Below are 19,608 nucleotides of genomic sequence, written 5' to 3'. Positions count from 1 at the left end.
AAAGCCAAAGATAATGTTTTAGTTTATCTTTGGCATCTCTAACCATAATGCAGTAAATGGTGGAGCTATGCGGGATCGAACCGCAGACCTCCTGCGTGCAAGGCAGGCGCTCTCCCAGCTGAGCTATAGCCCCATTTACATGCAGTGCGAGTAAATAAGATGTTCCAAACCTCTTAAAGGATTGGTTTGCCAATCATTTCTTATCAAAGCGGACAGTGGCGACGTTTAGTTCACTAAACGAGTCACTTTCCAACGCTGAGAAGGAAGGATTGGTGGGTCAGAGTGGACTTGAACCACCGACCTCACCCTTATCAGGGGTGCGCTCTAACCAGCTGAGCTACAGACCCATCTTTTACTCTATCTTCTATCAAGCAAATCTGTGTGAACACTCAACAAACATCGAGTTAGTCGTATAGGTAAGGAGGTGATCCAGCCCCAGGTTCCCCTAGGGCTACCTTGTTACGACTTCACCCCAGTCATGAACCACAAAGTGGTGAGCGCCCCCCCGAAGGTTAAGCTACCCACTTCTTTTGCAGCCCACTCCCATGGTGTGACGGGCGGTGTGTACAAGGCCCGGGAACGTATTCACCGTGGCATTCTGATCCACGATTACTAGCGATTCCGACTTCATGGAGTCGAGTTGCAGACTCCAATCCGGACTACGACGAGCTTTGTGAGATTAGCTCCACCTCGCGGCTTTGCAACCCTCTGTACTCGCCATTGTAGCACGTGTGTAGCCCTACTCGTAAGGGCCATGATGACTTGACGTCGTCCCCACCTTCCTCCGGTTTATCACCGGCAGTCTCCCTAGAGTTCCCACCATTACGTGTTGGCAAATAAGGATAGGGGTTGCGCTCGTTGCGGGACTTAACCCAACATTTCACAACACGAGCTGACGACAGCCATGCAGCACCTGTCTCACAGTTCCCGAAGGCACAACCGCATCTCTGCAGTCTTCTGTGGATGTCAAGAGTAGGTAAGGTTCTTCGCGTTGCATCGAATTAAACCACATGCTCCACCGCTTGTGCGGGCCCCCGTCAATTCATTTGAGTTTTAACCTTGCGGCCGTACTCCCCAGGCGGTCTACTTAATGCGTTAGCTTGAGAGCCCAGTGTTCAAGACACCAAACTCCGAGTAGACATCGTTTACGGCGTGGACTACCAGGGTATCTAATCCTGTTTGCTCCCCACGCTTTCGTGCATGAGCGTCAGTCTTTGTCCAGGGGGCCGCCTTCGCCACCGGTATTCCTCCAGATCTCTACGCATTTCACCGCTACACCTGGAATTCTACCCCCCTCTACAAGACTCTAGTTCGCCAGTTCGAAATGCTATTCCTAGGTTGAGCCCAGGGCTTTCACATCTCGCTTAACAAACCGCCTGCGCACGCTTTACGCCCAGTAATTCCGATTAACGCTCGGACCCTCCGTATTACCGCGGCTGCTGGCACGGAGTTAGCCGGTCCTTCTTCTGTAGGTAACGTCACAGATGAGCCGTATTAAGACTCACCCTTTCCTCCCTACTGAAAGTGCTTTACAACCCGAAGGCCTTCTTCACACACGCGGCATGGCTGCATCAGGGTTTCCCCCATTGTGCAATATTCCCCACTGCTGCCTCCCGTAGGAGTCTGGGCCGTGTCTCAGTCCCAGTGTGGCTGATCATCCTCTCAGAACAGCTAGGGATCGTCGCCTTGGTGAGCCATTACCTCACCAACTAGCTAATCCCACCTAGGTTCATCCAATCGCGAGAGGCCCGAAGGTCCCCCTCTTTCCCCCGTAGGGCGTATGCGGTATTAGCAGTCGTTTCCAACTGTTATCCCCCTCGACTGGGCAGATCCCTAGGCATTACTCACCCGTCCGCCGCTCGCCACCTCAGGAGTAAACTCCCTTGTGCTGCCGCTCGACTTGCATGTGTTAGGCCTGCCGCCAGCGTTCAATCTGAGCCATGATCAAACTCTTCAATTAAAAGTTTTGTGTTTAACTCGCGTTAAACGACTCAATGAATTCTACTGTTTTGATTCGCTTTGCTCCCTAAGAAGCATCGCGTTTCAATTCATACATTACTGTATGTACATATTGCTATGAACACTCATTCATTGATTTAATTCTTTGATTACTCGCCAAACGGCAGAGTAATTTCGATTAACTCAACACCTGTGAGTGTCCACACAGATTTCTTGTTTAGATTGTTAAAGAGCATTTGACCTCATCGCTTGCGTTACCGCTCACTGGGTCAGGGCTGCGTATTTTACGCATTTCCCTTATCGCGTCAAGGCGTTTTTACAAACTTCTTGAGGCTTTCGAATCAACTGCACAATTTGCATTCGATTCGCACTGTAACCGCGTTGGCTTTCGCTGTCTGCCGTGTCAGTGGATGCGCATTATAGGCAGCGAAACTTTTTGTGCAACCCCTAATTTTAAGATAATTGGCATTTTTGCACTGTTCGTTGGATATTTGACCTGACCTGTCAGTTTTTAACCTTTATAATGCTAAAAACCACTCAATTAGGGACTTTTTTATGTCTGGGCCACTCAGAACTTACCAAGGAATTCATCCACAACTCGGCGATAATGTGTATGTGGACCAAGCTTCAGTGCTCGTTGGCGACATTGCTTTAGATACCGACGCGAGTATTTGGCCTATGGTGGCCGCTCGTGGTGATGTCAATCATATTCGAATTGGTAAACGCTCCAATGTACAGGATGGCAGCATATTGCACGTGACCCGCAAATCCGCTTCTCGTCCTGAAGGCCATCCACTGATCATTGGTGATGATGTGACGATTGGGCATAAGGCGATGCTGCATGGCTGCAAGGTGGGCAATCGTGTTTTAGTAGGAATGGGGGCCATTATCCTCGACGGTGCCATATTAGAAGATGATGTGATTTTAGGTGCGGGTTCGTTAGTACCACCAGGTAAAGTGCTGCAGAGCGGCTACTTATATGTCGGCAGCCCTGCGAAACAGGCGCGACCGTTAACCGAAGCGGAATTGAAGTTTTTACCCGAATCCGCAGATAACTATGTGCGCTTGAAAAACGAATACTTGGCAGAACCTCAGCCAGAGTAGTGTTTCTATTAAATCGTGATGGCAGTGTTTAAGCTGCCATCTTGTTCATTTTGCTCTTAGCCTAAGTGCACTGCGCCAAATTCATCAAACTCTTCTGCTTCAATTAAGGCTTCTGCCATTTCTTCAGCATCAAATCGTACCGCATCAAATAGCGCTAACATGGCGGCCGCTTCATCGATATTAGGCTGGGGCGAAAAGTCATTTAACTGCGCCAACTTCTGTGCGCTGATATAACACTTAATATTCATTCCCTGCTGCTGGGCAATAAAGCAAATATGCTTTTGGGTTTCATCCCAATGTTGCAGATCGGGGAATAAAATACTCTGATTCATTTTATCTTCCTCTTGAGCCTCTATTGCGCGTCGGCCTGTAGTTTGTCCCTGAGCAATTTAAGCACTCCTGAGGTATCTGGCTCGACGCCACGCCAGAGCGCAAAACTCTTTGCCGCCTGACCGACAAGCATACCCAGTCCATCAATCACTTGCGCAGCGCCCTGTTGCACAGCCCATTGATTAAATGCCGTTGGTTTTGCGCCATACATCATATCGTAGCAAGCCGTCTTGCTGCCGATAATGGACTGTGGCAGTGGCGGTAGCTCTCCCGCTAGACTCGCTGAGGTCGAGTTAATCACTAAATCGAACTCCCCCGACAACTCTGGCATCGGCATCGACAGGAGTGTATCGCGGTAACGCCCTTGTTGTACTTGGCTAAAAATCTCTACTAAGGCCTGCGCCTTACTTTGAGTGCGGTTAGTGATGACGAGTTGACCCACTTCAGCCTTAAGCAATGGCAAAATACAGCCGCGCGCCGCGCCGCCGGCCCCCACCAAGAGTACCCGCTTATGCTGCAAACTGCCGAGATGGCGAATAAGATCGGCCACCAGCCCCAAACCATCGGTGTTATCACCATAAATTGTGCCATCGGCCAACAAACTTAAGGTATTGACCGCCCCCGCCAGTGTCGCTTCGGCGCTTAAGCGATCGCAGAGGGCAAAGGCTTGCTCTTTAAAAGGCACTGTCACATTCGCGCCCTTTCCTCCCGCCTGAAAAAATGCTCGTAAACTCGCCTCAAAACCATCAATGGGTGCCAGAATCGCTTCATAACTCAGGGACTGCTGCGTAAGGGCCGCAAACTGTCCATGGATAAAGGGTGATTTACTGTGACCTATCGGATTGCCAAACACGGCATATCGATCAAGTACTGGCGTAGTTACTGAGGGCATATTTGTCATCTGCGGGATTCTATTGGCTGTGAATGGCATGCAGTCTAGCGCGCTTTTAGGCGGTAGCACAGCCTAGTGGCGAGCCTAAGTTGTTGTACCTAACTTTAGCCTTCGGTTTCACAGTGACATTCAGGCTATAATGCGCGCATCGAAATTGTAGACAGCAATGCAGTTAGACCTATGAACTGGCTTAAAAAGATTTTTAGTAAACACACAAGCGTGTCGGATGACAGGGATCCGAATCAGTCTAATGCCTATGATTTAATTGGTGGCGACAAAGTGATCCGCGCGATTGCCAATAGTTTCTATCAGAAAATGGCAAGCTCAGCAGAAACACAAGCCTTATTCGCGATTCACCGTGCGCCGATTGCAGAGTCGGAACAAAAGCTCTATGAATTCTTAAGTGGCTGGCTAGGCGGTCCGCAGTTATATCAGCAAAAGTATGGTCATCCCGCATTACGCGCTCGGCATATGCCCTTCGCAGTAGATGAGACAATGCGGGATCAATGGCTATTTTGCATGAAGTTTGCCATTGAAAAACACATAAAAAAGCCAGAGCATCGCGCCGCTATCTATGAGGCGATTTCAACTCTGGCTGATCATATGCGTAATCAGTAAAGTACTGATTACGCGACTCGTGTTAGCGTGCTTATACCCAATCTCGAGGTTTGAGGTAGTTATCGTAAAGATCTGCCTCTGGGCTGCCCGCCTCTGGCGTATAAGCATATTGCCAACGTACCAATGGCGGCATTGACATCAAAATAGACTCTGTGCGACCACCGGTTTGCAGGCCGAACAAAGTGCCTCTGTCGTATACCAGATTGAACTCAACATAACGGCCGCGACGATATAACTGGAACTCACGCTCACGCTCACCATAGGGAGTCTCTTTACGACGCTCAACAATCGGCGCATATGCAGTTAAGAAGCCGTTGCCCACCGCCTGCATAAAATCGAAACTCTTATCGAAGCCTGTTTGGTTTAAGTCATCAAAGAACAGACCGCCCACACCGCGGGTTTCATTACGATGTGGCAGGAAGAAATACTCATCACACCACTTCTTATACTTAGGATAAACATCGTCACCAAAAGGCTGGCATAGATTTTTAGCACTTTGATGCCACTCGCGCACATCTTCTTCGAAAGGATAGTAAGGCGTTAAATCGAAACCACCACCAAACCACCAGACAGGATCCGCGCCGTCTTTATGGGCAATAAAGAAACGCACATTAGCATGGGTGGTTGGAATGTAAGGATTTCTTGGATGAATCACTAAGGAGACACCCATGGCCTCAAAGCTGCGACCCGCCAGTTCAGGGCGATGAGCCGTTGCCGATGCGGGCATCGCAGCCCCTGTCACATGGGAAAAGTTAACCCCGGCTTGCTCAAATACCGCACCTTGGGTTAAGACCCGACTGGTGCCGCCACCGCCTTCGGTGCGCGTCCATGAATCGGCTGCAAAGCTTGCTTGCCCATCCAACTGCTCAAGACCCGCACAAATTCGATGTTGTAGATCGAGTAAAAATGCTTTTACCACTGTCGCATCTGGCACACTCATAGCTTTTATCCTTATTTTTATTAATTAGTTACTGTCCGTTGCGCAAAATCTTGCCACTTCGAGCATCAACAATGGTGGACGGCTGACGCTGCTGACCTAATTGGCCTAGCACTAAGGCATCTATTTTGCCTTCAAAAGCGTTGAGAATGTCATCATCACTAAGTGCGGGATCTTCGCCGGCTAAGTTGGCACTGGTTGAGACGAGTGGTTTACCCAAGGCTTGGCACAAAGCCCGCACACCTTCATGGGCGGAGACGCGCACGGCGATAGAATCAAATTCACCGGATAAATAACGCGAGACATGCGGTTTAATCGGCATCACAAAGGTAAAAGGCCCTGGCCATTTAGAAAAGGCAAACTCAAGCTGCTCGGCGCTCAACTGTGATTCATCAACATAGTCTAATAACTGGGAAAACTCGCTCGCCACTAAGATAAGGCCCTTCTGCCAAGGACGTTGTTTTACGGCGAGTAATTTTTGAATGGCAGTATCATTATCTGGGTCACAGCCTAAACCATAGACGGCTTCAGTGGGATAAGCGATAACGCCACCGTTTAACACTACGTCTTTAATGTCAGAGGGGTGCAGCTGTAACATCTTAGGATTACCTTATGGATTTAATCGTTTTTCCAAACAAATTTTGGCATCTTGGCTACCCCATCCATGGTTGGACAGGGATTATACCTAAGGCGGTTTAAGCGGCCAAACTTTTAGAGAGATCGATCACACTAAAGCGCTCGTTTGTATTTACAGCTTTTTTGCGGGCATTCTAAACGCATTCCCGCCGCACCTTTACGCTCGACTAAAATCCCAAAGCCACAACTCGGGCAGCTTTCGCAAACGGGTGGATAATTGACGATAAACTTACATTTGGGATACGCGCTACAGGCATAAAAACTCTTACCAAAACGGCTGGTTCGATGCTCAAGTTTACCCGTTTTACATTCAGGACAGGCCACCTCAGGTTTATCGCTCTCCTGATCAGGTCTTTCAATATGAGTACAATTGGGATATTGGGTACAGCCGATAAAAATGCCAAAACGCCCCGATTTAACAGCCAACTCATGGCCGCATGCGGGACATTTAGAACCTTCAATCACTTGGGTTTCAATCGATTCGTGCTGCACTAAAGGACGAGTATATTCACAGGTTGGGTAATTATTACAGCCGATAAAACTCCCATGCTTACTGTGTTTTACCGACAACTCGCTGCCACATTCGGGGCATAACTCGTATTCTTTTTCCAGTGCATGCTCATGGGCACTAAATAGTTGTTCATCGATCTTAGACATAATCATTTACCACTAGTCATTGCGGCTAATCCGCAGATAACTCACCGCACAGGTCTCAACAAACATATGGCATCAAAAAAGGAGGGCTAGCCTCCTTTCTCATTATTTATCACGTCGCAACACTTAAGAATGTAGCCGGCCTTCTTCAGGCTGCTCAAAAATTAAATCTTCCATTTGCTCATAGGCAGACTCATGGCCGGGCGCATTAAACAGCACCATCAGAATAACCCACTTAAGATCTTCGAGGATCAAGGCAGGCTCATCAAGCTCCATGACTCTGTCGATCACCATCTCACGGGTTTCGACATTAAGCACTTTAACTTGCTCTAAAAATAGCAGGAATCCACGGCACTCCACATCCAGCTTTTCCATTTCGTCTTTGGTGTAAATCCGAAACGAATGCTGATCATGATTACACAGGTAAGGCTTATCCCCTTCCTGTAACTCTGCCAGACGCTCCAACCAAGTTAAGGCTTTTAAAATCTCCGACTGATGAAAACCAGCGCGAGTGAGTTCCTTGGTTAACTCGTCTTCATCAACTAGTAGTTCGACTTCACTGTGAACATAGTTTTCAAATAGATACATGAGGATATCAAACATGGCTAGCTCCTCTTTACTCTGACGTAACCACCGGGTACTGCAACAACCCAACCTTGCAACTCAAGTTCAAGCATTTGTTCTAACACCAGATCTATCGTTTTCCCACTATGTTCAACTACAGCATCAATTGTTGTAGTTTCATAACCTACACTAGCTAACAGCGATGAAAATGGCAAATCACAAATCTCACCTTGCTGTATATGGTGGCTGGAGTAGAGTTCTTCAAGATGAAAGGCTGTCAAACTTGCCAGCTCTTCCACTATATCGGCCGCGCTTTCCACAAGTTTTGCCCCATCACGTAATAAATCGTGACAGCCTTGGTGAAATCCTCCTAGGATGGAGCCAGGCACGGCAAACACCTCACGCCCTTGCTCCATAGCCAACCTTGCGGTGATGAGTGAACCACTTTTGCGACAGGCTTCAACCACCAGCGTCCCTAAAGAAAGACCGCTAATGATGCGATTTCGTTTCGGGAAATTGCCCGCAAAAGGCCCTACATCTGGCCAAAACTCGCTTATTATACAGCCTTGGCGCTGAATATCCTCATAAAGCTGCTTATGTCGGCGCGGATAAGTAATATCAATCCCAGTTCCCAGCACGGCAAGCGTTCTTCCACCATGATCAACACAAGCTTTATGCGCCGCACCATCAATCCCCATCGCCATGCCGCTACAGATACTAAATCCAAGCGCCGACATCTCTCGAGCCAATTGATAAGCCACCTGTAACCCACCAGGAGATGCATTACGGCTGCCCACAACAGCAAGAGATGGAATCGCTAGCGCCTCGACGCAGCCCTTAACAAACAAAACGCAGGGTGGATCAGTTAATTGTTTTAGCAACGGAGGATAAAGCGGATCGGAAAAACAGACTAAATGATGATGTGCCGCCTGTTGTTGCCACTCTAAAGCAGCATCGACTTTTTGATAGTCAATAACCAAGCTGTGGAGCTGATTGTCAGACAAAGGGAGCGAGTGTTTCTCATGCTCGAGCCTTTGCCTGAGGTCGTCCACATCCATGTGCGTTAATAATTGTTGTGTCCGAGCGGGTCCGAGCCCAGATACCGCACTAACAATTAACCAATCAACCAAGTTTTCAGAGATTATTGACCTCTAAAGGCTAAGGAATCTGGGGCGATTAATTTATCATCGACCCGCACAGAACGCTCCGTCGATACAATCAATCCTAAACTTGCTTTATCAAACACTTTGAATACTAATAACTTACCATTGTAAACATCAGGCATTTTGAGTGCCCTGTCGGATGAAAGTGACGCAACCACATTGTCATAGGCTGTCCGTTCCATCGAGGGCACAGGTTGGCCATCGTTATTAATCACGATTTCTTCGCCATCGCGATAAATGGAGAATACCTCGCCAGGCTCAATACCGTCCTGCGTACCTTTATCAAGATAGACAACATTGAGTTTACCGGCTTCGCGCATTTTCGACTCGATGGCCAATATGGTCGCTGGCGTCTTAAGTTCTGCGGGTTTTGGCGTAAAGTAAGCTGACATTAACGCTTCATCCTCCATCGGCAACACCCTAAAGCCCGCTTTGGTTTCACGGAAATTGCTCAGAATTTTTACCTTAGACACTTTGCCAGACTCAATGACTTGGCCCGTGGATGCCAGAATCGCTTCCTGTCCTAGCGCCTCGCCCGTTTCTTTATTAAAGAATTCTCGGCCACGCTCATAGACTCCTAACTTTTGATGCAAAGGTAATTCGCTATTGATATAAATCACATCACCAACAATATGATGGCGCGACGGGCTTTCACCGCCGAGTACCATAGGTTGCATGCCTAGCCAGCTAGCATCAACCACACGGTTTTGAACGAGATAGTTTTGGATTAATGCCAAATCAACCGCAGGAACCGCATTGCTCTTGGCAATTACGCGTCCCTCTGGAGTTTTGCGAATATGGGGTTTTGCTTCACTGGCTCCAATACTCGCACTCGCGCCATTAAGCACTAATCTGGGTTGACCATCGATAAAGACTAAGGTGAGTTGATCACCGGGATAAATTAAATGAGGATTGGCTATTTGAGGGTTAACATCCCATAAACGTGGCCACTTCCACGGATCATTTAGAAAGGTTGCAGAAATATCCCACAGGGTATCGCCCTTCTTTACCACATATGACTCTGGATACCCTGCTTTCAACGTGAGAGTGTCAGCGTAAACCAATGTGCAATGAAAGGTCATTAACGCAAGTAAAATTAGCCGTTTCATGGTGCGGTCCATGTTGTTTAGCTCTTAAATCGAGCTTTTACTGTTATTGATAGGCACTAAAGATTAAAATTAACCCATTAGCCTCAGTCAGTATAACCAACTGATTGAGATTTGACAGACTTGTTAAGAGTTTAAGTATGGCACTATTAAAAGTTTTACGCTTTCCCGATGAAAGATTGCGAACTCAAGCACAACCTATCACAGAGTTTACTGCTGAGTTGCAAACTCAAATCGATGATATGTTCGAAACCATGTACCAAGAAAAAGGGATTGGTTTGGCCGCAACCCAGGTTGATTATCATAAACAACTGATCGTCATGGATTTACAAGACGAGGTTGAACGTCCTAAAGTCTTTATCAATCCCGAGATTATTGCCAGTAGCGGTGATTTCTGTAACGAAGAAGGTTGTCTGTCTGTCCCTGGTATCTATGCCAAGGTTGACCGCGCCGAATTTGTTACCGTTAAAGCACTGGATAGACACGGTAATGAATTCACCGTTGAAGCCGATGACCTATTTGCGATTTGCATTCAGCATGAAATGGATCACCTGAAAGGTAAGTTATTTGTCGACTACCTGTCGCCATTGAAGCGCCAACGGATCAAACAGAAACTTGAAAAAGCGGCCAAACAAGACGCCAAATAAGCATTAGGATCAGATTTGAAACCACTCAATATCATCTTCGCCGGAACACCGGATTTTGCCGCTCGCCATTTACAGGCGCTGATTAACTCACACCACAATGTGATTGCTGCTTACACACAGCCTGATAGACCCGCAGGGCGCGGTAAAAAACTCACCGCCAGCCCAGTGAAAGAGCTCGCGCTCGCCCACAATATTCCCGTTTATCAACCTGGTTCGCTACGCAAAGAACCCGCGCAGCAACAACTGGCCGCCCTTAATGCCGATATTATGGTGGTGGTTGCCTACGGTTTGATCCTGCCTAAAGTCGTGCTTAATACGCCGCGTTTAGGCTGTATCAATGTTCACGGTTCAATTCTGCCTCGTTGGCGCGGTGCGGCGCCGATTCAACGCGCATTGTGGGCAGGTGATAAAGAAACCGGCGTGACGATTATGCAGATGGATGTCGGCCTAGATACGGGTGATATGCTACTAAAAACCTACTTGCCTATTGAAGATGACGATACTTCGGCAAGTCTTTACGAGAAGTTAGCCCAGCAAGGACCTGATGCGCTACTGCAAGCTCTCGAGGGTTTAGCCAACGGCACCTTAGCCGCTGAAAAGCAAGATGAAGCCTTAGCTAACTACGCCGAAAAACTCAGTAAAGAAGAAGCGAGGTTAGATTGGACTAAATCCGCGACCCAATTATGGCAAGAGGTTCGCGCCTTCAATCCTTGGCCAGTGAGCTACTTTGAGCACCAAGGCAATACTATCAAGGTGTGGCAGACCCAAGTCAGCACCACCAGCAGCAATGCCGCACCCGGCACTATTATCAGCGCCAGTAAAAAAGGCATTGAAGTCGCCACCGGTGATGGTGTGATAACCCTACTCAGCATGCAATTACCCGGCAAGAAACCCCTCAGCGTTGCAGATATTCTCAATGCCCGCGGCGAGTGGTTTACCCCAAATACTCGTCTCAATAACGAGGCGCTATAATGATGAACTTGCGAGCACTGGCGGCCAAAGCCATCTTCGACGTATTAGAAAAAGGCGTGTCACTTTCAGTTGCCCTGCCAGAACAGCAAAGGCATCTTGCTAGTGGTAAAGATAAAGCCCTGCTCGCCGAGCTCTGCTACGGCGTAATGCGTACTTTGCCACAGATAGAAAAACGCGTTGCCGAATGTTTGGCCAATCCCCTCAAAGGTAAGCAAAGGATCATCCACCAGCTATTGATTGTTGGCTGTTACCAGCTTTACTTCACCCGCATACCAAGCCATGCGGCCATATCCGAAACCGCAGAGGCCTGCCGTCAGTTAAAGTTTGAGGGAATGGTAAAGGTCGTTAATGGGGTGCTGCGTAATATTCAGCGCCAATTAACGCCTCTGAGCACTGAATCTGAAACCTTAAGCTACAACACGCCGGGCTGGTTAATTAAGCGCTTAAAAGCCGCTTATCCTGACAACTGGCAAGAGATAATCCAGCAAAGCCATGAGCGTCCACCTATGTGGCTACGTAACAATCGCCGCTCCCAAAGCCGCGACGAATATCTTGCTGCCCTGAGTGAACTAGAAATAGAAGCCAGTGCGGGCCTCAGTGATGATGCAATCCTGCTTGCCCATCCCAAGGATGTGGCGACATTACCACGCTTCCACGAAGGTGCGGCATCAGTGCAAGATGGCGCAGCCCAATGGGCCGCGACCTTACTGGCTCCGCAAGCGAATGAACTGGTTCTTGATGCCTGTGCGGCTCCGGGCGGTAAAAGCTGCCATTTACTCGAACTTGAACCTAGCATCCAACTGGTTGCCGTCGATTTCGATGCCAAACGTCTCGAGCGCGTGCAACAGAACCTTGACCGTTTATCATTAAAAGCGGAAGTTATTCATGGCGATGCGGCCAATATCGACTCATGGTGGCAGGGTGAACAATTTGATCGTATCTTACTCGACGCACCTTGCTCAGCGACGGGCGTTATCCGCCGCCATCCCGATATCAAATGGTTACGCAAAAACCATGACATCGAAGAACTGGCAGAGCTGCAAAGACAAATTCTCGATCACTGCTGGAAGTGGCTCAAGCCCGGTGGCACACTCCTGTATGCAACTTGCTCTATTTTGCCGCAGGAAAATCGAGACCAAATTAGTGCATTTTTAGCCAGAACCGCAGATGCTAAGCTAGACACACTTGCCCAGCAGGCTTCAAGCCAAGATATAGGTTGGCAAATCACGCCGGGACAACACAACATGGATGGGTTTTATTACGCCCGTTTATTGAAAGCGACCCATTAGGAAGTAAGCAAGGCCATGAAAATTATCATATTAGGTGCGGGTCAAGTTGGGGGAACCTTGGCCGAAAATTTGGTGGGTGAAAACAACGATATCACCATCGTCGATAGCGACAAATCCAGATTACGCGCCCTGCAGGATAAATATGACCTTCGCGTCGTGGCGGGCCATGGTGCCCACCCCGATGTGCTCAAAGAGGCTGGCGCCGAAGATGCCGACATGCTGATTGCTGTGACGAACAGCGATGAATGTAACATGGTCGCCTGCCAAATGGCCTACAGCCTATTTGGTACACCGACTAAAATCGCCCGTATTCGCTCCGAACCTTATCTGGCGATGCGCGATAAATTATTTATCGACAGTGAGACCAAAAATAGCGATGGGCGTCCTCGCGGCGGTTTTGTGATCGATGAACTTATCGCACCTGAGCAGTTAGTGACCGCTTACATTCAACGTTTGGTTGAATATCCCGGTGCGCTGCAAGTGCTCGAATTTGCCGAAGGCCGCTTAAGTTTGGTTGCAGTTCGCGCCTATTACGGCGGCCCTTTAGTCGGTAATGCCTTGGCCGCGCTTCGCGAGCATATGCCAAATATTGATACCCGGGTGGCGGCAATTTTCCGCCAAGGTCGCCCTATCATGCCCCGCGGTACGACTATTATCGAAGCCGATGACGAAGTATTTTTCGTGGCCGACAGTCGCCATATCCGCGCGGTGATGAGTGAGATGCAAAAGCTGGATAACTCCTACCGCAATATCATGATTGCCGGCGGTGGTAACATAGGCTTAGGCCTGGCTAAACGCCTCGAGCGCACCCATTCAGTCAAATTGATTGAACACAAGTTCGAACGCGCAGAGTCTCTATCCGAACAACTTGAAAACACCACAGTATTTTGTGGTGACGCCTCAGATCAAGAGTTACTGCTCGAAGAACATATCGACCAAACCGATGTGTTTATTGCCGTCACTAACGATGATGAAGCCAATATCATGTCCGCCCTGCTAGCCAAGCGCATGGGGGCGAAAAAGGTGATGGTGCTGATCCAGCGCGAAGCCTATGTGGATATTGTGCAAGAAGCTAATATCGATATCGCGATTTCACCCCAGCAGGCGACGATTTCAGCCTTACTGACCCATATCCGCCAAGGCGATATCTGTAACGTGTATTCCTTACGCCGCGGCGCCGCCGAAGCGATTGAAGCCATTGCCCATGGCGACTCCAGCACCTCTAAAGTTGTTGGCAAGGCGATTGGCGATATCAAGCTGCCGCCGGGAACCACCATTGGCGCCATTGTGCGGAATGAGGAAGTGTTGATGGCTCATGATAAAACAGTGATTGAGCAAGGGGATCACGTGATTTTGTTTTTGGTAAACAAAAAATTTATCGGCGAAGTCGAAAAGCTGTTCCAACCTAGCGCCTTCTTCTTTTAAGTCATCATCCTATGCTGAACTTTAGACCGTTATTGTTTATTTTAGGGCTGTTTTTATCGATGTTAACAGCCTTTATGTTAGCGCCCTTACTTCTTGCCGCATTCAACGGCGAGGAGACCGTTGGCTCTTTCATGTTATCGGCTTTAGTCACTGGGATTTGCGCCAGCCTGTGTTTGCATAACGGCCAAAGTAAGGCTATTAACCTCAATATTCGAGATATGTTTCTGCTCACCAGCCTAACTTGGCTGATCGTGAGTCTGTTTGCCGCCATGCCTTTTACGCTTTACCACGGTATAGGTTATACGGATGCCTTCTTCGAGACCATGTCCGGTATTACCACCACAGGTTCAACCGTGCTCTCAGGGTTAGATACGATGGATCACAGTATCTTAATCTGGCGCTCGTTATTGCAATGGCTCGGTGGCATTGGCTTTATCGTGATGGCGGTTGCGATTCTGCCCTTCTTAAACGTTGGTGGTATGCGGCTGTTCCGCACTGAGTCATCGGATTGGAGTGACAAGGCTGTTCCTCGTACCCAAAGCATGGCTAAGCATTTATTCTTTATCTATATTTTACTGACTATTATCTGCTGTATTGCCTACCATGTTGCAGGCATGACGTGGTTTCAAGCCATCAACCATGCGATGACCACACTGTCGACGGGAGGCTATTCAACCTCAGATAATTCGATGGCGGCGTTTTCCAATTCTGCCCATTGGGTTGGTGTTGTTTTTATGGCGGCGGGAGGTTTACCCCTGCTGATGTTTGTGCAGATGATCCAACAGCGCGATTTAAGCGTTTGGAATGATGCCCAAGTCAAAGGCTTCTTATTTTTTCTGACCTTTGTTTCTTGCTTTATTGGTGTTTGGTTATGGCAAACCCGCGATATCGCCTTGATTGATGCATTACGATTATCCAGCTTTAACGTCGTATCTGTTGTGACCACCACGGGCTATGGTTTAACCGACTATGGCACGTGGGGCGCATTTGCTAATATCGCTTTTCTGTTCTTAATGTTTGTCGGTAGCTGCTCTGGCTCGACCTCTGGCGGGATCAAAATCTTCCGCTTTCAAATTGCTGGCGCCATTATGCGCGAACAGTTAAAGCAGCAATGTCATCCCAATGGGATATTTAGAGAGCGCTATAATAACCGCCTGATCAGTGAGGATATTGTGCGCTCGCTGATCACCTTTGTGCTGCTATTTATGTTTGTGATTGTTGGGCTTTCGGTGATTTTGGTGTTGACAGGGCTCGACCCCATGACCAGTTTTACTGGCGCAATTACCGCAGTCACCAACGTTGGCCCAGGACTTGGGCCGATTATTGGCCCAGCGGGTAACTTCTCGACACTGCCCGATCTGGCTAAGTGGGCGCTTGCATTAGGTATGTTGCTAGGACGCTTAGAGATTTTAACTGTGGCCGTACTATTCCATCCCAGTTTTTGGAAATACTAGTCGTATCAGTCATCAACTAAAAATGCGCTCACAGAGCGCATTTTTATTAGGCGGGCTCAGCAACCTTGGCCAAAGTCAGCAAATGGTCGGCATAGACCTTCACATCTTCCCAGTCGGTATAATCGATCACCGCCTTAGGATCCGTTGGCCCTTTGGTGATTTTCATAATCAATTGGATCATTAATCTGTCGTACCAAGGCCACGAAGGGTAATCCACCTTACCAGCAATAATCTTCAAATCGGCGGGAGTCCAAGGTGATAAGGTTATGAATTTTTGCAGGTATTTATTGTTCTCTGGAATACGTTTTTCAGGATTACGCGCCACCACATTGACGCAGAAAAAACTGTTTGGCAACGCACTCAACGCTTGCGAATGTTGTTCAATAAACTGGAATACGCTTTTGTCATAGGTACCATAGAGTACGCAAGCCCCCAAAGCCACCAGTTGATAATCGGGCCAGTTAATCCTTGTTGCAGCCGCACTATTGATGTCGACTAAGTCAACCTCAGCACCACGCAGAGTCAATTGCTGCGCGATTGCATTCGCAATCTTGGCCGTGTGGCCACCACGGGTAAAATAAAGCACCAAAATGCGTGTCATGGGGTATTCCCGTTCCGTTAAAGTGTGGCACCATTGTGGCAATCATCTGTTAAATAAACCCCTGATAGGATCACAAATCAGCGTTGTCTCATATTCTGAAATGCAAAAATTGAGATCTGAATTGCCGAGCAGTATGATTGCGTATAGAAACATGTTCAATTAGAATTATCTAATCAAAAGCGATCAAGTGAGTACCTTATGCAAAATGATATAGATGTAAATGCAATGGTAACTAATGCGGAAAGTGCGGCTAAATGGCTTAAAGCTATAGCGAATCCTTATCGCTTAATGATTCTGTGCCTTTTACTGGATAAAGAGCTGAGCGTGACGGAACTGAATGCGACAGTTCCTTTAAGCCAATCGGCACTATCACAGCATTTAGCAGTATTGCGAGCCGAAGACTTAGTCGATACCCGTAAGAGCTCCCAGATTGTGTATTACAAGCTTAAGAATGAACAAGTCACCCAAGTGATTTCCATTCTACATAGTCGTTACTGCGCGGTATAAATCGTTAAACGACGCCATGCAGTCATAAAGCCCTAGCTGAGACTAGGGCTTTATCATTTTTACAGCTTGCTAAAGTGTGACCCAAAAGCTTCGACTTTACCCCAGTCGGTAAACTCGAAGCAGCCCTTCAGGTCAGTGGGCCCCTTAGTCATCCACATGATAAAGCGGATCATGGTGCGGTCGAATAAACCATATTTAGGATAATCAATCTTGCCGGCAAAAACTGCCAATTGCTGTGGTTGCCACAGCGATAATTTAAGGAACTTTTGCATGTAAGGATTGGTTTCTGGCGTGTTCTTTAATGGCTTACGCGCCACCACATTTACAGTGAAAAAACCGTTAATTTTTGCACTTAACACCGCGTGGTTGCGATTTACAAACTGATATAGCTCAGGTCTATGTTTACCATAACGAATACTCGCACCAATCAGCACTTTATCGAAATCGACAAGACTTAAGGCCTCGGCCTGTTCTAAGGTGACTAACGACACCTGCTCACCCGCTTGTTCGGCAAGCGTTTTGATTTTTCGGCAAATTTCCAGTGTTTGGCCATCGATTGTCGAATAGATTATTAATGTCTGCATATCAATCCTTCCAGAAAGTTGGCGTGAACAAAATCAACAAGGTAAAGACTTCGAGGCGACCAAATAACATGGCCACCACCAGCACCCATTTGGCGCCATCACCGATACTGGCATAGTTACTCGCCACTTCCCCAAGCCCTGGGCCAAGGTTATTTAAACAGGCAGCGGTGGCACTAAAGGCCGTAATATCGTCCAGCCCCATGGCCATTAGCGCCAACATACACAGTACGAAAACTAAAGCGTAGGCAGAGAAAAATCCCCATACTGCATCGACGACACGATCTGGTAACGCCTTGGAGCCAATACGAATTGAGAACATCGCCTTAGGGTGAACCAAGCGCTTAAGTTCACGAGAACCTTGCAACAGCAGCAGGATAACTCGGATCACCTTTATCCCGCCCGCAGTTGAACCACCACACCCACCGATAAAGCTTGAGAAGATCAACAGAATCGGCAGGAAAAGCGGCCACATATGGAAACTTTCAGTACCAAAGCCAGCAGTTGTCGCCACCGAAACCGCTTGGAATAAGGCGTGATCTAAGGTTTCTTCTGGCGAGTCATAAATCCCTGAGTGATAAAGGGTTAAGAAGCAAATCGCCGTCAGCACCAACTGAATTGCCACCAGCATCTTGAACTCAGTGTCTCGAAAATAGACTCTAAAATTGATCCCGCGGCGCGAAAATGCCGCAAAGTGCACGCTAAAGTTCACTGCAGAGACTATCAAAAAGAATACGCAAATCAGATTGATTACAGGGCTGTTAAAGTATCCCATACTGGCATCGTGGGTCGAAAAGCCCCCGATGGCGATGGTCGAAAACGAGTGACACACGGCATCGAATACGCTCATCCCCGCCAGCCAATAGGCGCCAGCACAGGTGATGGTTAGCAGTAGATAGATGTACCATAACGCCTTAGCCGTTTCGGCAATCCTCGGCGTCATCTTACTGTCCTTCACAGGCCCTGGAATCTCGGCGCGATACAGCTGCATGCCCCCAACTCCAAGCACAGGCAGAATCGCCACAGCTAGAACAATGATCCCCATACCGCCGAGCCATTGCAGCATATGTCGATAAAACAGAATGGCCTTAGGTAAGGAGTCCAGTCCGACAATAACGGTGGCTCCTGTGGTAGTTAGTGCGGAGAATGATTCGAAGAAACTATCGGTCCAGCTGAGATCGGGTTGGCTTGAGAAGATAAAGGGTAAGGCACCGATGGAGCCAAGCACTGTCCAGAACAAAACTACGATCAGGAAACCCTCGCGAGTTCGTAATTCCTCTTTGCAGCGACGATTAGGATACCAGAGCCAAAAACCGATAAATAAGCTAACAAAAAATGCCTGAATAAACGCAGTACCACCGCCATCGTTATACCAAATGGCGATTAAGGCTGGCGGCAGCATAGTGATGGAGAACAGGCCGATTAGCAGGCCTATGATTCTTATTATGGTTTTGTATTGCATTCCGCGTGTTCAATTATTCCATTGGCTGCAAAGGTATTTTCAGCATTTTGCATATTTTGGCATAATTTACGCAGGCATCACAGCTCAAACTCTGCTCGCAGGCTACCCTGACTCAACGTTGCCAGTGATTCATTCAATATACCCTGTTGCTGTTTGCCTATTTCAAAATGGATATCAACGGCTTCGGCAAATTGCTTATCGATGATCACCGCTTCTAACTGTTGTAATAAATGTTCGACATCCCTTAATTGGGTGTAATCACAATGCAGTTTGGCTGGATAACGTAATTGCTTCAATCGCGTCGGCAATTGCCCTAAACCTTGGCGTAATCCCGAAGTATAGGCACGCACTAAACCGCCCACACCTAACTTAGTACCGCCATAGAAACGCACCACCACGGCACCGACTTCACCGAGATTCGCGCCTTGTAATACTGCGAGCATTGGACGACCAGCGCTGCCCGCTGGCTCACCATCGTCACTCGAACCGATGGCAATGCTGTCGTTGGGCGCTCCAGCAATAAAGGCATAGCAGTAATGGCTGGCGCCGGGATAATCTCGCTTTATGTCAGTAAGTACTAACTTCAGCTGTTCTAAACTTGTGCAATGAAATAGAAAAGAGATAAAGCGGCTATGCTTTATCTCTTCTTCTATCTGCACATTTTCACTCGGTATCAGATAACTTTCGAGCACTCGCTCTCCCTAAAA

Annotated in this window: 20 protein-coding genes, 2 tRNA genes and 1 rRNA gene; 8 read left to right on the top strand and 15 right to left on the bottom strand. The window is 48.0% G+C overall.

Going from position 1 to position 19,608, the window contains the following annotated elements:
* Nucleotides 1–57: 57 nt before the first annotated feature.
* The 3 genes from FJD32_RS00190 to FJD32_RS00180 all read right to left on the bottom strand — a co-directional run bounded on the left by FJD32_RS00190 (nt 58) and on the right by FJD32_RS00180 (nt 1,960).
* A tRNA-Ala gene (locus FJD32_RS00190) sits at nt 58–133 on the bottom strand.
* Between the two features lie 137 nt (nt 134–270).
* Nucleotides 271–347 (bottom strand) — tRNA-Ile (locus tag FJD32_RS00185).
* Between the two features lie 70 nt (nt 348–417).
* Nucleotides 418–1,960, bottom strand: a 16S ribosomal RNA gene (locus tag FJD32_RS00180).
* 554 nt (nt 1,961–2,514) lie between these two features.
* Here FJD32_RS00180 and FJD32_RS00175 point away from each other — a divergent pair.
* Complete coding sequence (locus tag FJD32_RS00175; RefSeq protein WP_055647940.1) at nt 2,515–3,063, top strand: gamma carbonic anhydrase family protein; 549 nt, start codon at nt 2,515–2,517, stop codon at nt 3,061–3,063.
* Between the two features lie 56 nt (nt 3,064–3,119).
* Here FJD32_RS00175 and FJD32_RS00170 read toward each other — a convergent pair whose 3' ends face one another.
* The gene (locus FJD32_RS00170) at nt 3,120–3,395 is read right to left on the bottom strand and encodes a DUF1488 domain-containing protein (protein ID WP_037413524.1); all 276 of its coding nucleotides are present in this window, start codon (nt 3,393–3,395) and stop codon (nt 3,120–3,122) included.
* 20 nt (nt 3,396–3,415) lie between these two features.
* Complete coding sequence (aroE, locus tag FJD32_RS00165) at nt 3,416–4,294, bottom strand: shikimate dehydrogenase (RefSeq protein ID WP_055647939.1); 879 nt, start codon at nt 4,292–4,294, stop codon at nt 3,416–3,418.
* A gap of 171 nt (nt 4,295–4,465) precedes the next feature.
* On the opposite strand from aroE, the gene FJD32_RS00160 reads away from it, so the two are divergent.
* Nucleotides 4,466–4,903 (top strand): group II truncated hemoglobin, encoded by a 438-nt coding sequence (locus FJD32_RS00160; protein ID WP_037413521.1) that lies wholly within the window; start codon nt 4,466–4,468, stop codon nt 4,901–4,903.
* 31 nt (nt 4,904–4,934) lie between these two features.
* On the opposite strand, the gene hemF is transcribed toward FJD32_RS00160, so the two are convergent.
* The 6 genes from hemF to FJD32_RS00130 all read right to left on the bottom strand — a co-directional run bounded on the left by hemF (nt 4,935) and on the right by FJD32_RS00130 (nt 9,978).
* Nucleotides 4,935–5,843, bottom strand: coding sequence for an oxygen-dependent coproporphyrinogen oxidase (gene hemF / locus FJD32_RS00155; RefSeq protein WP_037429386.1), 909 nt, complete (start codon nt 5,841–5,843; stop codon nt 4,935–4,937).
* A gap of 28 nt (nt 5,844–5,871) precedes the next feature.
* Nucleotides 5,872–6,438 carry an L-threonylcarbamoyladenylate synthase gene (locus FJD32_RS00150; RefSeq protein ID WP_037413519.1) on the bottom strand — a complete coding sequence of 189 codons (567 nt, stop codon included), beginning with the start codon at nt 6,436–6,438 and terminating at the stop codon, nt 5,872–5,874.
* A 131-nt stretch (nt 6,439–6,569) separates the two neighbouring features.
* Entirely contained in the window at nt 6,570–7,133 is a 564-nt protein-coding gene (locus FJD32_RS00145; RefSeq protein WP_037429392.1) for a topoisomerase DNA-binding C4 zinc finger domain-containing protein, read from the bottom strand.
* A 123-nt stretch (nt 7,134–7,256) separates the two neighbouring features.
* Nucleotides 7,257–7,733 (bottom strand): DUF494 family protein, encoded by a 477-nt coding sequence (locus tag FJD32_RS00140; protein ID WP_011070451.1) that lies wholly within the window; start codon nt 7,731–7,733, stop codon nt 7,257–7,259.
* Nucleotides 7,734–7,735: 2 nt separating this feature from the next.
* A complete protein-coding gene (gene dprA, locus FJD32_RS00135; RefSeq protein ID WP_055647938.1) occupies nt 7,736–8,752 on the bottom strand; it encodes a DNA-processing protein DprA in 1,017 nt (338 codons plus the stop codon).
* An 83-nt stretch (nt 8,753–8,835) separates the two neighbouring features.
* Entirely contained in the window at nt 8,836–9,978 is a 1,143-nt protein-coding gene (locus FJD32_RS00130; RefSeq protein ID WP_037429380.1) for a LysM domain-containing protein, read from the bottom strand.
* A gap of 125 nt (nt 9,979–10,103) precedes the next feature.
* Between FJD32_RS00130 and def the strand changes: the two genes are divergently transcribed.
* Genes def through FJD32_RS00105 form a run of 5 tightly spaced genes read left to right on the top strand, consistent with a single transcriptional unit; the run spans nt 10,104 to nt 15,750 of the window.
* Complete coding sequence (gene def, locus FJD32_RS00125; RefSeq protein WP_037429378.1) at nt 10,104–10,610, top strand: peptide deformylase; 507 nt, start codon at nt 10,104–10,106, stop codon at nt 10,608–10,610.
* Between the two features lie 15 nt (nt 10,611–10,625).
* Nucleotides 10,626–11,582 carry a methionyl-tRNA formyltransferase gene (fmt, locus tag FJD32_RS00120; RefSeq protein ID WP_140907437.1) on the top strand — a complete coding sequence of 319 codons (957 nt, stop codon included), beginning with the start codon at nt 10,626–10,628 and terminating at the stop codon, nt 11,580–11,582.
* A 2-nt stretch (nt 11,583–11,584) separates the two neighbouring features.
* Nucleotides 11,585–12,871, top strand: a complete 1,287-nt coding sequence (gene rsmB / locus FJD32_RS00115) for a 16S rRNA (cytosine(967)-C(5))-methyltransferase RsmB (RefSeq protein WP_140907436.1) — start codon at nt 11,585–11,587, stop codon at nt 12,869–12,871.
* A gap of 15 nt (nt 12,872–12,886) precedes the next feature.
* On the top strand, nt 12,887–14,296 hold the full coding sequence (gene trkA / locus FJD32_RS00110; RefSeq protein ID WP_037429374.1) for a Trk system potassium transporter TrkA: 1,410 nt from the start codon (nt 12,887–12,889) through the stop codon (nt 14,294–14,296).
* An 11-nt stretch (nt 14,297–14,307) separates the two neighbouring features.
* Nucleotides 14,308–15,750 carry a TrkH family potassium uptake protein gene (locus FJD32_RS00105; RefSeq protein WP_037413506.1) on the top strand — a complete coding sequence of 481 codons (1,443 nt, stop codon included), beginning with the start codon at nt 14,308–14,310 and terminating at the stop codon, nt 15,748–15,750.
* A gap of 46 nt (nt 15,751–15,796) precedes the next feature.
* Here the strand turns inward: FJD32_RS00105 and hemG (FJD32_RS00100) are convergent, their stop codons facing one another.
* Complete coding sequence (hemG, locus tag FJD32_RS00100) at nt 15,797–16,351, bottom strand: menaquinone-dependent protoporphyrinogen IX dehydrogenase (RefSeq protein WP_140907435.1); 555 nt, start codon at nt 16,349–16,351, stop codon at nt 15,797–15,799.
* A 198-nt stretch (nt 16,352–16,549) separates the two neighbouring features.
* Between hemG (FJD32_RS00100) and FJD32_RS00095 the strand changes: the two genes are divergently transcribed.
* Entirely contained in the window at nt 16,550–16,858 is a 309-nt protein-coding gene (locus tag FJD32_RS00095; protein WP_011715321.1) for a metalloregulator ArsR/SmtB family transcription factor, read from the top strand.
* 59 nt (nt 16,859–16,917) lie between these two features.
* Here FJD32_RS00095 and hemG (FJD32_RS00090) read toward each other — a convergent pair whose 3' ends face one another.
* The 3 genes from hemG (FJD32_RS00090) to FJD32_RS00080 form a co-directional block, all read right to left on the bottom strand.
* A complete protein-coding gene (gene hemG, locus FJD32_RS00090; protein ID WP_140907434.1) occupies nt 16,918–17,442 on the bottom strand; it encodes a menaquinone-dependent protoporphyrinogen IX dehydrogenase in 525 nt (174 codons plus the stop codon).
* A gap of 1 nt (nt 17,443) precedes the next feature.
* On the bottom strand, nt 17,444–18,901 hold the full coding sequence (locus FJD32_RS00085) for a TrkH family potassium uptake protein (RefSeq protein ID WP_037429372.1): 1,458 nt from the start codon (nt 18,899–18,901) through the stop codon (nt 17,444–17,446).
* 77 nt (nt 18,902–18,978) lie between these two features.
* A complete protein-coding gene (locus FJD32_RS00080; protein ID WP_037429370.1) occupies nt 18,979–19,593 on the bottom strand; it encodes a YigZ family protein in 615 nt (204 codons plus the stop codon).
* Between the last annotated feature and the right edge of the window lie 15 nt (nt 19,594–19,608).

Source organism: Shewanella sp. LC6, assembly GCF_006385735.2.
Classification (GTDB): Bacteria; Pseudomonadota; Gammaproteobacteria; order Enterobacterales; family Shewanellaceae; genus Shewanella; species Shewanella xiamenensis.
The sequence above is the reverse complement of the archived record's forward strand: the minus strand, read 5'-3'. Positions and strand labels throughout refer to the sequence as shown.

What these genes read in the sequence shown, in the direction of transcription:
- FJD32_RS00175 (WP_055647940.1), top strand. Translation starts at nt 2,515, where the DNA reads ATGTCTGGGCCACTCAGAACTTACCAAGGAATTCATCCACAACTCGGC.
- FJD32_RS00170 (WP_037413524.1), bottom strand. Translation starts at nt 3,395, where the DNA reads ATGAATCAGAGTATTTTATTCCCCGATCTGCAACATTGGGATGAAACC.
- aroE (WP_055647939.1), bottom strand. Translation starts at nt 4,294, where the DNA reads ATGACAAATATGCCCTCAGTAACTACGCCAGTACTTGATCGATATGCC.
- FJD32_RS00160 (WP_037413521.1), top strand. Translation starts at nt 4,466, where the DNA reads ATGAACTGGCTTAAAAAGATTTTTAGTAAACACACAAGCGTGTCGGAT.
- hemF (WP_037429386.1), bottom strand. Translation starts at nt 5,843, where the DNA reads ATGAGTGTGCCAGATGCGACAGTGGTAAAAGCATTTTTACTCGATCTA.
- FJD32_RS00150 (WP_037413519.1), bottom strand. Translation starts at nt 6,438, where the DNA reads ATGTTACAGCTGCACCCCTCTGACATTAAAGACGTAGTGTTAAACGGT.
- FJD32_RS00145 (WP_037429392.1), bottom strand. Translation starts at nt 7,133, where the DNA reads ATGTCTAAGATCGATGAACAACTATTTAGTGCCCATGAGCATGCACTG.
- FJD32_RS00140 (WP_011070451.1), bottom strand. Translation starts at nt 7,733, where the DNA reads ATGTTTGATATCCTCATGTATCTATTTGAAAACTATGTTCACAGTGAA.
- dprA (WP_055647938.1), bottom strand. Translation starts at nt 8,752, where the DNA reads ATGGATGTGGACGACCTCAGGCAAAGGCTCGAGCATGAGAAACACTCG.
- FJD32_RS00130 (WP_037429380.1), bottom strand. Translation starts at nt 9,978, where the DNA reads ATGGACCGCACCATGAAACGGCTAATTTTACTTGCGTTAATGACCTTT.
- def (WP_037429378.1), top strand. Translation starts at nt 10,104, where the DNA reads ATGGCACTATTAAAAGTTTTACGCTTTCCCGATGAAAGATTGCGAACT.
- rsmB (WP_140907436.1), top strand. Translation starts at nt 11,585, where the DNA reads ATGAACTTGCGAGCACTGGCGGCCAAAGCCATCTTCGACGTATTAGAA.
- trkA (WP_037429374.1), top strand. Translation starts at nt 12,887, where the DNA reads ATGAAAATTATCATATTAGGTGCGGGTCAAGTTGGGGGAACCTTGGCC.
- FJD32_RS00105 (WP_037413506.1), top strand. Translation starts at nt 14,308, where the DNA reads ATGCTGAACTTTAGACCGTTATTGTTTATTTTAGGGCTGTTTTTATCG.
- hemG (WP_140907435.1), bottom strand. Translation starts at nt 16,351, where the DNA reads ATGACACGCATTTTGGTGCTTTATTTTACCCGTGGTGGCCACACGGCC.
- FJD32_RS00095 (WP_011715321.1), top strand. Translation starts at nt 16,550, where the DNA reads ATGCAAAATGATATAGATGTAAATGCAATGGTAACTAATGCGGAAAGT.
- hemG (WP_140907434.1), bottom strand. Translation starts at nt 17,442, where the DNA reads ATGCAGACATTAATAATCTATTCGACAATCGATGGCCAAACACTGGAA.
- FJD32_RS00085 (WP_037429372.1), bottom strand. Translation starts at nt 18,901, where the DNA reads ATGCAATACAAAACCATAATAAGAATCATAGGCCTGCTAATCGGCCTG.